The sequence below is a fragment of the Marinibacterium sp. SX1 genome, from assembly GCF_050389775.1.
Classification (GTDB): domain Bacteria; phylum Pseudomonadota; class Alphaproteobacteria; order Rhodobacterales; family Rhodobacteraceae; genus Marinibacterium.
The window spans coordinates 1,366,613-1,377,500 of sequence record NZ_CP177144.1 but is presented as its reverse complement, the minus strand read 5'-3'; the positions used below and the strand labels follow the sequence as shown (position 1 = coordinate 1,377,500).

Sequence of the window (10,888 nt, the reverse complement as noted above, 5' to 3'; positions counted from 1 at the left end):
GCGCCGCGCCTCGTTCCGTCCGGGCTACCGTGTGGCACCTCAGCGCCGCCGGTGAAGGGGCTTTTACGGATACCGCCCAACACCCGCAAGCTGTTTTTTGGCTCGTTGTCGTGATTTCTTCAAAATTCCACTCAAGACTTTGTTTTTGAAGGGTTTCTTTTTCAGGATTTCTTGCCGAACGGTGGTTTTTCCGGCCCCCGGCCCCGCCTGGACATCGCCGCTCTCAGCGCCGTGATCGGCAAGATGGGGATCTCCACAGACTTATCCCCAGAACTGCCCCCATGCCCCCGGGGAAGGTGCCGAGTCAGGGGCGAGTCACCTCGCGAGTCACCCCGATTCAGCGCCCCTGACCTGGTCACATCGCTTCATCGACCCTTTGCACGACTCGGGACCAGCCGCAGGGCGAGCAGGACAGCCAGCCCCCCGGCATAGATCAGCGGCTCGTACTGAAGCCCCTTCCGCCCCATGATGAAATGCACCACGCCCAGGATCGCGGCGAGGTAGACCAGCCGGTGCAGCCGCCGCCAGGCCGCTGGCCCCATCCGGCGGATCGCGGCACGGGTCGATGTCACGGCCAGGGGCACCAGCAGGACAAAGCCCGCCATGCCCAGCGTCACGAAGGGCCGCTTGACGATGTCAGCCCAGGCCTGTGCCGGGATCTGCACATCCAGCAGCAGCCAGACCAGCAGGTGCAAGCAGAGGTAATAGAAGGCCAGCAGGCCGAGCGGCCGGCGGAACTTGACCAGGTTCACCCCGCTGAACCGCCAGAGCGGCGAGACGACCAGCCCGGCCAGCAGGAATTGCAGGGCCAGCCGGCCGTATTGATGTTCGAGCGCCTCGATCGGCTCGACCCCCAACTGGCCCGACAGGCCCAGCCAGAAGAACCAGGGGCCCGGCAGGGCCCCCAGCACGAAGACCGGCCATTCCGGCAGGCGACGCGCCCCGGCGGTGAGGCGTTGCGGCCAGGTCAGCGTCGTCATCAGTGGAACTTGATCAGGTCCATGCCGTCATACATGGCCGCGACCTCGTCTTCGTAGCCGTTGAACATCAGCGTCGGCTGGCGGCGGGCCAGCAGCCCCGCGCCCACCCGCTTTTCCGAGGCCTGGCTCCAGCGCGGATGCGGCCGGTCGGGGTTCACGTTGGAATAGAAGCCGTATTCGTTCGGCGCGTACTTGTTCCAGGCCGTGGGCGGCTCGCTGTCGGTCAGGGTGATGCGCACGATCGACTTGATCGACTTGTACCCATACTTCCACGGCACGACGAGCCGGATCGGGGCGCCGTTCTGGTTGGGGATCGGCTTGTCATAGATGCCGGTGGCCATGATCGTCAGCGGGTGCATGGCCTCGTCCAGCCGCAGCCCCTCGACATAGGGCCATTCGATGACCGGCCGCGACACACCGGGCATTTCCGACGGGCGCAGCAGGGTTTCAAAGGCCACGTGCGTCGCGCCGTCCTGTACCCCGGCCAGGGCCAGGAGGTCGGCCAGTTCGAACCCGTTCCAGGGGATGACCATCGACCAGGCCTCGACACAGCGGAACCGATAGATGCGCTCTTCGACGCTCATCTGTTCCATGATCTGTTCGAACCCATAGTCGCCGGGCCGGTCGACCAGCCCGTCGATGGTGATCGACCAGGGGCTGGTCGTCATCAGGTGGGCATTCTCGGCCGGATCGCCCTTGCCGGTGCCGAATTCGTAGAAGTTGTTGAACGACGTGATCTCGTCCCAGCCGTTGGGCTCCAGGTCACCCTGGGCCAGGCCCGGCCCGGCGATGGCCCCCAGGCCAAGGCCGGCCATGCCCGCCAGGATGTGGCGGCGGTTCAGCCAGACGGGTTCGGGCGTGACATCGTCACGGGTCAGGTCGTTGGTCCAGCGAAATGCCATGGGCGGGCGTCCTCTCGTTGCCTCCTGCGCGCCGCCGGGGCCGGGCCGTTTTCCGACCGGAAAACGGGGCCCGTGGCGGTGCCTTGCCCATGACAATAGGCCGGGCCGGGCCAACGGCCAAATGAAGCCGCCTCACGTTTGGGCCAGAGCCCTGTAACGTATGCCCCCTGCCCCGCCGGCGATCAGCTGCCGCCCATCCGTTCCAGCGCCTGTTCGAACATCTTGTGGCCCCGCGCCTTGGCCATGCCTTCGAGGCCGAGGTGAACCGAGGGATAGAGCTCGTTCATCTGCTTCGAGGTGCCGTCATCCATGACCACCCGCACATGGCGCCGGCGCATCAGCCGGGGTTCGGCCACACCGACGGAATGGGCAATGGTCTCGACCTCGCCGCTGACCGCCCGGGCATAGGCCGCCACGCGCTTGGTCTTGTCTTCGACCACGAGACCCTTCTGCAACGAGGGCACATGGGTCGTGATGCCCGTCGGGCAGGTGTTCTTGTTGCATTTCAGCGCCTGGATGCAGCCCAGCGAGAACATGAACCCCCGGGCCGTGGCGACGAAATCGGCGCCCATGCAGATCGCCCAGGCCACGTCGGCCGGGGCCACCAGCTTGCCCGCGGCCACGATGCGGATACGATCGTGCAGCCCGGCCAGGTCGCGCAGGTCGACCATGCGGATCAGCGCCTCCTTCAGGGGCAGGCCGACCAGGTCGATCAGGGGCATGGGCGCGGCGCCGGTGCCGCCCTCGCCACCATCGACGGTGATGAAATCGGGCGCGCTTTCGATGCCCCGCTCGCGGATCTTGCGGAACAGGTCGAACCACGGATCGGCCGAGCCCATGCAGGTCTTGAACCCCACCGGCTTGCCCGTCACCTCGCGCACATGGGCGATCAGGTCGAGCAGGTCGTCGAAATCGTCGACCTCGCGGTGGCGGTTGGGCGAAATCGCGTCCTTGCCCATGGGCACATGGCGGATCGCTGCGACCTCGGCATCGATCTTGGCCGCCGGCAGGATGCCCCCCTTGCCCGGCTTGGCCCCCTGGCTCAGCTTGATCTCGAACATCTTGACCTGCGGATGCGCCGCCACCGCCCGCAGCTTGTCGTCATCCAGGTTGCCCTCGGCGTCGCGCACGCCGAACTTGGCCGTGCCGATCTGGAAGACAACGTCACAGCCACCCTCCAGGTGATAGGGCGACAGCCCGCCCTCGCCCGTGTTCATCCAGATCCCGGCTTCCTTGGCCCCGAAGGCCAGCGCGCGCACCGCCGGCTTGGAAATCGCGCCATAGGACATGCCCGAGATGTTAAAGATCGACTGCGCCGAATAGGGCTGGCGGCAATAGGGCCCGATGACCATCGGCTCGGTCGAGGCATATTGGTCGTCCAGCGGCGGAAAGACCGCGTTCATGAAGATCGGCGTGCCCGGGACGTTCAGGTTGCGCGTCGAGCCGAAGGCCACCGTGTTCCCCAGCGCCTTGGACGCATTGTAGACCCAGTTCCGCTGGGCCCGGTTGAACGGCATCTCCTCGCGGTCCATGGCAAAGAAATACTGGCGGAAGAACTCGCCCAGCTCGGTGAACAGGTCGCGGAACCGCCCGATCACCGGGTAATTGCGCCGGATCGCGTCCTCGGTCTGGTGGCGGTCGATGAAGAAGAACGCCACGACGGTCAGCGCGCCCAGCCCGAAGACCAGGACAAAGACCATCACCATGACCTGCAACGCCTGTACCCAGAAATCCATGTAACCACTCCCTCGTTCCGTCCTGGTCCCGGTCACACTTGGCCTTCGCCGGGCCGGTCGCAAGGGCTGTTTGCCCGATGCCATTGAAATCCGTGTGACGGTCTGGGCCCGGCCGGCCAGTCACGGCCGCCGACCCACCGTCGCCCCGGCCCATGAAAAACGGGGCCCGGATCGCCCCGAAGCCCCGCCTGTAACACGTGCCGCCGCTCCGTCGCCCGCAACGGGAAACGGTGTAATTCCCCCGGCGGGGCCGTGGCCCGAGAGGCCGGGCCATTGCCGCCCCCCGGTGAGGCGCCGGATCACACCCCGGCCACCCCCAAGTCAGGCCGCCAAATCAGGCGCCGGTCACCCGCCAGATCACGTCACCCACGTCATCGGCCATCAGCAGCGATTTGCCGTCGGGGCCGATGGCCACGCCCACGGGCCGGCCATAGGACACCGATTCATCTTCGGACAGGAAGCCCGACAGGATGTCGCGCGGCGCGCCGACCGGCCGGCCGTCCTCGAAGGGCACAAAGATCATCCGGTAGCCGCTCAGCACCGAACGGTTCCACGACCCGTGCTGGCCGATCACCATGCCCGCGCCAAAGCCCGGCAGCGTGCCTTCGGGCATCCAGCACAGGCCCAGCGAGGCCGTGTGCCCCCCCAGCGCGTAGTCCGGCCGGATCGATCCCGCCACCTTGGCCGCGTCCTGCGGCACCCGGTCATCGACGATCCGGTCCCAATAGCTGTAGGGCCAGCCGTAGAACCCGCCGTCCTGCACCGATGTCAGGTAGTCCGGCGGGGTCTCGTCGCCCAGCCCGTCGCGTTCGTTCACCACGGTCCACAGCTTGCCCGTCACCGGCTCCCAGGCCATGCCCACCGCGTTGCGCAGACCGCCGGCAAAGATCCGGGCCGCGCCGCTGGCCAGGTCCAGTTCCCAGATGCAGGCCCGGCCTTCCTCGGCCTCCATGCCCTCGTCGCCGATGTTCGACAGCGAGCCGACCCCGGCATACAGCCGGGTGCCATCGGGCGACAGCAGCAGGCTGCGCGTCCAGTGGCCATCGGGCTTGAACTCCACCAGCCGCCGGCCCTCGCCGGTCAGCTGCGTCGCCCCGTCGGCATAGTCATAGGCCAGGATGCCATCAGTGTTGCCGATGTAGAACGTGCCGTCCTGCAGGGCCATGCCGAAGGGCTGGTTCTGGTTCTCGGTGAAGACATGGCGTTCCTCGGCCACCCCGTCGCCATCGGCATCGCGCCACAGGGTGATCCGGTTGGCACTGTCGCCGATCGCCTTGGCCCGGCGCATCGTCGCCTGGCGCGCCCGGTCCAGGAAGGTTTCCGGCTCGGTCGTCCGCCCGGTCGCCTCGGCCACCAGCACGTCGCCATTGGGCAGCACCTCGATCCAGCGCGGATGGGCCAGGTTCTCGGCAAAACGGTTGACCTTCAGCCCTTCGGCCACCTTGGGCGTCTGGCCCGGGGCCCAGCCCTGGGCCGTCGGCATCTTCAGCGTCATGATGCCCTGCTTGCGGGCCTTGGGGATCTCGGGCGAAGTGCCAAAGACGGCCTCCTTGGGTTCCGACATCCGCCGCAGGCGCACCATGGCGCCCCCGGCGATCTCGGCCACGCGCGCATAGAAATCCATGTTCATTCTCCCAGCGTCCCGGCAGGCCCCCGGCCCGCCTCTTGCCGCCCTGTTACCAGATGCCCCCGCCCCCTGCCAACGCGCCTTGCCCCCCGCCGGTCCGGTTTCCCGCATCCGTTGCATACGGTTGCATGCCCGGCGGGCATTGCCCGGGGCCGGTGTCGGGAGCCTTGCGGAATTTCCGTTGGGCACCGCGCGACGCCATGGACCCCGCCGCGCGGCCAGGCCGCCCCGGGCCGCTAGCGCGCGCCCCAGGTATCGCTCAGCCGGTAGCCCTGCGGCCAGGGATCGGACGGATCGACCATGTGCTGATGGATGCCGGTGATCCATCCCCGTCCGCTGATCTCGGGCCGCACGGCAGGCACGTCGCCCAGCATCTCGGTGCCCAGGATGCGGCCGGTAAAGGTCGACCCGATCAGCGAAACGGTGGTCAGCGTCTCGCCCGGCGCGATCTGGCCCCGCGCGTGCAACAGCGCCAGCCGGGCCGACAGGGCCGTGCCGGTGGGCGAACGGTCGACCTTGCCGGGCTGGATCGCCACGGCCGACCCGGCGCGCAGCCCCTCCGGCCCACGGTCCACCGGCCCGGCGAACAGGCAGAACGACACGTGGCGCCAATCGGGGTTGGTCGGATGGTGAAAGCCCAGCTGATCCGTGGCCGCCCGGGAGATGCGCGCGCCCAGCCGGGCGATGTCATGGGCCTCGTCGGCAACCAGCGCAAAGCCCATGGCCGCGGCATCGACGACAACGAAACTGTCACCGCCAAAGGCCGTGTCGACGGTCAGCGTGCCCAGCCCCTCGACGTCGAGCGGCACGGCCATCTTGCCGGCAAAGCTGGGCAGGTTCTGCACAAAGATCCGTTCGGCCTTGCCATCGCGGCATTCGGCCCGCACCTGTACCAGCCCGCCCGGCGCCTCCAGGGTGAATTCGGTGACCGGTGCGGTCATCGGCAGGATGCCGGCATCCAGCAGCACGGTCGACACGCAGATAGAGTTCGAGCCCGACATCGGCGGAGTGTCTTCGGGTTCCATGATGATGAAGGCCGCATCGGCGCGCGGATCGCGGGGCGGGACCAGCAGATTGACATGGCGGAACACCCCGCCGCGCGGTTCGTTCAGCACGAGGTTGCGCAGCTGGCCGTCGCGGGCGATCCAGCGGCTCTGCTCCCAGATCGTGTCACCCGGCGGCGGCGCGACACCCCCGACGATGACATCGCCCACCTCGCCCTCGGCATGGGCCGATATGACGTGAATCGTCCTGTTGCTGCGCATGGCCTGTTCCTTCCCTTGTCATCTGCCCCATGCCGCTCCGGGATCTTGGCCACCCCGGCCCTGTCGCGGCGCCCTTTTATCCGCTGCGGGCACCAAGTCATCGGCGCCCGGCCGTATCGCCAAATGCCCGCCCTTTCTGCCGGGCCCATCTTGTCCGGGCCCCTGGCGCCTCCGACTGACCTGGCACGCCGCCGCCCCAGCACATCACCCCGCCACGGGTCGAACACGCTGGCACCCCAACATGTCGCCAACCAACCCGGCCCGTCCAACCGGCGCAGCAGGTCACGCGCCAACCCGGCACGCCGCCACCCGGCCCAGCCCATCTGCAACCGTCCACCGAACAGGGCCGCACCACATCCCGTCGCTCCACCCAACCGCCTGGCGGCCCCCTCCGCAAGCCCCTTTGCCGCCCCCCTTGACCCTCCCCGCGGCTGGCCCTCTTATCGCGCCGAAACGCTCAGGAGGACCCCATGAAAACCGCACTTGTCACCGGCGCCGCCCGCGGCATCGGCCTTGCCACCGCAAAGACCTTCCTGGCCGAGGGCTGGCAGGTCGCCATGGTCGACCGCGACGCCGACGCCCTGGCCGAAGCCACCTCCGGGCTGGACAACGTCATCGCGCTGGACACCGACATCTCGCAGCCCGACCAGGTCGCGGCCATGATCGCCCGCACGCTCGACGCCTTCACCACCATCGATGCCCTGGTCAACAACGCCGGGGTCGCCGATTTCGGCCCGATCGAAGACACCACCTTCGAGCGCTGGCGCACCGTCATGGCCACCAATCTCGATGGCACCTTCCTCTGTTCGCAGGCCGCCATCCCCGCGCTCAAGGCCTCGCGCGGGGCCATCGTCAACATCGCCTCGATCTCCGGCCTGCGCGCCTCGACCCTGCGCGTGGCCTATGGCACCTCGAAGGCCGCCGTCATCCACATGACCCAGCAACAGGCCGCCGAGCTGGGCGAATACGGCATCCGCGCCAATTGCGTCTGCCCCGGACCCGTCCGCACCAAGCTGGCCATGGCCGTGCATTCCCAGGCCATCATCGACGCCTACCACGATGCCATCCCGCTCAACCGCTACGGATCGGAACAGGAACTGGCCGACGCCATCTGCTACCTCTGCTCGGACAAGGCCAGCTACATCACCGGCCAGACCCTGTCGGTCGATGGCGGGTTCCAGTCGACGGGCATCGGCCTGCCGGCCCTGCGCGGCAACTAGGCAAGGCCCCGCCCATTAGCCGGCCGCGCCCGGCCCGTCCCGCACAATTGCATTCCAATTTTCGGGATATTTGGTACCCTATGCACAGTTCAGGGTTCGAGTGCGGCGGATTTCGCGCGGCCGGCCGGCGGCAGGGGCAACAGCCCCCCGCCAGGCCCGTTCGGAGCCTGGCCGCCGCGCATGCACCGCTTCCGCATCGCCGGCACCGACCGTCAAGGCAAAGGCCCGGCGCGCCCGGACATTCCCTTTACCTGCGGCCGGCCCCGCTCACGAACACCAGGCCCGCCGTATCCCGGCGGGCCTTTTCGTTGCCCGGCACCGGCCACGCGTGACAGCCCCCTGCGGCAACAGCCCGGGGCACAGAGGCGTCCACGAAAAAGGGGCGGAGGTCTCCCCCCGCCCCGATCATTTCGGTCCCGATCCGGCCGCTTATTGCAGCACGGCATCCTCCGGCGGCATCCGGCTGGACGACGACACCCGGTCGCCGATCAGCAGCCCCTCGCCCGAGGCCGAGACCGGCACCACGGCGCCATCCTTCAGATCGCCGGACAAGAGCATCTCGGCCAGCGGATCCTGCAGCGCCCGCTGGATCACCCGCTTGAGCGGCCGGGCCCCGAACACCGGGTCATAGCCCTCGTCCGCCAGCCATTGCCGCGCGTCCTCGTCCAGTTCCAGCCGGATCTTGCGATCGGCCAGCCGCTTGCCAAGCCGGGCCATCTGGATGTCGACGATGCCATCCATGTCCGCCCGGCCCAGCCGGTCGAAGATGACCAGCTCATCGAGCCGGTTCAGGAATTCCGGCCGGAAATGCGCCCGGACGGCTTCCATCACCTGGCCCTTGGCGGCCTTTGCATCGGCCCCGTCGGGCAGCTGGCTCAGCGCCTGGGCGCCCAGGTTCGACGTCAGGATGATCAGCGTCTGCTTGAAATCCACCGTCCGGCCCTGGCCATCGGTCAGGACACCATCGTCCAGCACCTGCAGGAGCACGTTGAACACGTCCGGATGCGCCTTTTCGACCTCGTCGAACAGCACGACCTGGTAGGGCCGGCGCCGCACGGCTTCGGTCAGCACGCCCCCTTCGTCATAGCCGACATAGCCCGGAGGCGCGCCGATCAGCCGGGCCACGGAGTGTTTCTCCATGAATTCCGACATGTCGATCCGCACCATGGCGTTGTCGTCGTCGAACAGGAACTCGGCCACGGCCTTGGTCAGCTCGGTCTTGCCGACGCCGGTCGGGCCCAGGAACAGGAACGACCCCAACGGCCGGTTCTCGTCATTCAGCCCGGCCCGCGCCCGGCGGACAGCATTGGCCACCGCCCGCACCGCCGTTTCCTGGCCGATCACCCGCTTGTGCAGGCCATCTTCCATGCGCAGCAGCTTCTCGCGCTCGCCTTCCAGCATCTTCGACATCGGGATGCCGGTCCAGCGTTCGACCACGGCCGCGATCTGTTCGGGCCGCACGGCCTCTTCGACCGCCATCTCGCCGTCTTCGCGTTCCTCGGCTTCACCCAGCTTCTTTTCGAGGTCCGGGATCACGCCGTAGGACAGCTCGCCGGCCTTTGCCAGGTTGCCCTCGCGCTTGGCGATTTCCAGGTCGGCCCGCGCCCGGTCCAGCTTTTCCTTCAGCTCGCGCGCACCGGCCAGCTTGTCCCGCCCCGCCTGCCAGGCGGCGGTCAGCGCGTCGGATTTCTCCTGCAGCTCGGCCAGGTCCTTTTCCAGCGTTTCCAGCCGGTCGACCGACGCCGCATCGTCTTCCTTGCGCAGGGCCTCGGCCTCGATCTGTTTCTGCAGGATCTCGCGGTCGAGCGCGTCGAGTTCCTCGGGCTTGCTGTCGACCTCCATCCGCAGACGCGAGGCCGCCTCGTCCACGAGGTCGATCGCCTTGTCGGGCAGGAACCGGTCGGTGATATAGCGATGCGACAGGGTCGCCGCCGACACCAGCGCCGAATCCGACACCCGCACGCCATGGTGCAGCTCGTACTTCTCCTTGATGCCGCGCAGGATCGAAATCGTGTCCTCGACGGTCGGCTCCTGAACCATCACCGGCTGGAACCGGCGGGCCAGGGCCGCGTCCTTCTCGACATACTTGCGGTATTCGTCGAGCGTCGTGGCCCCCACGCAGTGCAGCTCACCCCGGGCAAGCGCAGGCTTGATCAGGTTGGCCGCATCCATGGCGCCATCGGTCTTGCCGGCGCCGACCAGCGTGTGCATCTCGTCGATGAACAGGATGATCTCGCCCGCGGCCTCGGTGACCTCGGTCAGGACGGATTTCAGCCGCTCCTCGAATTCGCCCCGGTATTTCGCACCGGCGATCAAGGCGCCCATGTCCAGCGCCAGCAATTGCTTGTTGCGCAGGGATTCGGGCACGTCGCCATTGACGATGCGCAGGGCCAGCCCCTCGGCGATGGCGGTCTTGCCGACGCCGGGTTCACCGATGAGAACCGGGTTGTTCTTGGTCCGGCGCGACAGCACCTGCATCGTGCGGCGAATCTCGTCATCGCGGCCGATGATCGGGTCGATCTTGCCTTCGCGGGCGGCTTCGGTCAGGTCGCGGGAATATTTCTTCAGCGCCTCGTAGCCGTCTTCGGCCGATGCGGAATCGGCGGTGCGCCCCTTGCGGATATCGTTGATCGCGCCGTTCAGGGCCTGGGCATTGACCGCCCCGGCTTCCAGCGCCTTCTGCGCCTCGGATTTCACCATGCAAAGCGCCATCAACAGCCGTTCGACAGGCACAAAGCTGTCGCCCGCGGCCTGGGCCAGTTTCTCGGCCTCGGCCAGCACCTTGGCGGTGTTCTGGTCCAGGTAGGTCTGGCCGGCATCGCCCGACACCTGCGGGATCCTGGCCAGCGCGGATTCGATGGCCGACACGACCCGCTCGGGCGCGCCACCGGCGCGGCGGATCAGGTTGGCCGACAGCCCTTGGTCGTCATCCATCAGGGCTTTGAGCACATGTTCGGGCGCCAGTCGCTGGTGCCCTTCGCGGATCGCGATGGTCTGTGCGGCCTGCACGAACCCGCGCGACCGCTCCGTGAACTTGTTCAAGTCCATGATCGTCTCCTTTCAAGCACCCGGTTCAGCGGCGCCCACAATCGGCACGCCCCGGTCGGGCCTTACGGTGAAAATGGGGTGCCCTTGCGGCGCTGACAAGGGCGTCTGTG

The 10,888-nt window shown here is 67.8% G+C and carries 7 protein-coding genes; 1 reads left to right on the top strand and 6 read right to left on the bottom strand.

All coding sequences use genetic code 11. From position 1 onward, the window contains the following. Window positions 1–365 precede the first annotated feature (365 nt). The 5 genes from msrQ to ACK3BB_RS06085 form a co-directional block, all read right to left on the bottom strand. Window positions 366–980: a protein-methionine-sulfoxide reductase heme-binding subunit MsrQ gene (gene msrQ / locus ACK3BB_RS06105; protein WP_428927840.1), complete on the bottom strand. Its 615-nt coding sequence runs from the start codon at window positions 978–980 to the stop codon at window positions 366–368. Continuing rightward, a complete protein-coding gene (gene msrP, locus ACK3BB_RS06100; protein ID WP_428927839.1) occupies window positions 980–1,882 on the bottom strand; it encodes a protein-methionine-sulfoxide reductase catalytic subunit MsrP in 903 nt (300 codons plus the stop codon). The genes msrQ and msrP overlap by 1 nt, the downstream gene beginning before the upstream one ends. A gap of 182 nt (window positions 1,883–2,064) precedes the next feature. Next, on the bottom strand, window positions 2,065–3,618 hold the full coding sequence (locus ACK3BB_RS06095; RefSeq protein WP_428927838.1) for an FMN-binding glutamate synthase family protein: 1,554 nt from the start codon (window positions 3,616–3,618) through the stop codon (window positions 2,065–2,067). Between the two features lie 334 nt (window positions 3,619–3,952). After that, complete coding sequence (locus tag ACK3BB_RS06090) at window positions 3,953–5,242, bottom strand: PQQ-dependent sugar dehydrogenase (RefSeq protein WP_428927837.1); 1,290 nt, start codon at window positions 5,240–5,242, stop codon at window positions 3,953–3,955. A gap of 239 nt (window positions 5,243–5,481) precedes the next feature. Continuing rightward, window positions 5,482–6,510: a trans-3-hydroxy-L-proline dehydratase gene (locus ACK3BB_RS06085; RefSeq protein WP_428927836.1), complete on the bottom strand. Its 1,029-nt coding sequence runs from the start codon at window positions 6,508–6,510 to the stop codon at window positions 5,482–5,484. Window positions 6,511–6,980: 470 nt separating this feature from the next. On the opposite strand from ACK3BB_RS06085, the gene ACK3BB_RS06080 reads away from it, so the two are divergent. Then, on the top strand, window positions 6,981–7,730 hold the full coding sequence (locus tag ACK3BB_RS06080) for an SDR family NAD(P)-dependent oxidoreductase (protein ID WP_428927835.1): 750 nt from the start codon (window positions 6,981–6,983) through the stop codon (window positions 7,728–7,730). A gap of 429 nt (window positions 7,731–8,159) precedes the next feature. Here ACK3BB_RS06080 and clpB read toward each other — a convergent pair whose 3' ends face one another. Next, window positions 8,160–10,778 (bottom strand): ATP-dependent chaperone ClpB, encoded by a 2,619-nt coding sequence (gene clpB / locus ACK3BB_RS06075; protein ID WP_428927834.1) that lies wholly within the window; start codon window positions 10,776–10,778, stop codon window positions 8,160–8,162. Between the last annotated feature and the right edge of the window lie 110 nt (window positions 10,779–10,888).

Coding starts and splice junctions, on each gene's coding strand:
- msrQ (WP_428927840.1), bottom strand. CDS start 980: ATGACGACGCTGACCTGGCCGCAACGCCTCACCGCCGGGGCGCGTCGC.
- msrP (WP_428927839.1), bottom strand. CDS start 1,882: ATGGCATTTCGCTGGACCAACGACCTGACCCGTGACGATGTCACGCCC.
- ACK3BB_RS06095 (WP_428927838.1), bottom strand. CDS start 3,618: ATGGATTTCTGGGTACAGGCGTTGCAGGTCATGGTGATGGTCTTTGTC.
- ACK3BB_RS06090 (WP_428927837.1), bottom strand. CDS start 5,242: ATGGATTTCTATGCGCGCGTGGCCGAGATCGCCGGGGGCGCCATGGTG.
- ACK3BB_RS06085 (WP_428927836.1), bottom strand. CDS start 6,510: ATGCGCAGCAACAGGACGATTCACGTCATATCGGCCCATGCCGAGGGC.
- ACK3BB_RS06080 (WP_428927835.1), top strand. CDS start 6,981: ATGAAAACCGCACTTGTCACCGGCGCCGCCCGCGGCATCGGCCTTGCC.
- clpB (WP_428927834.1), bottom strand. CDS start 10,778: ATGGACTTGAACAAGTTCACGGAGCGGTCGCGCGGGTTCGTGCAGGCC.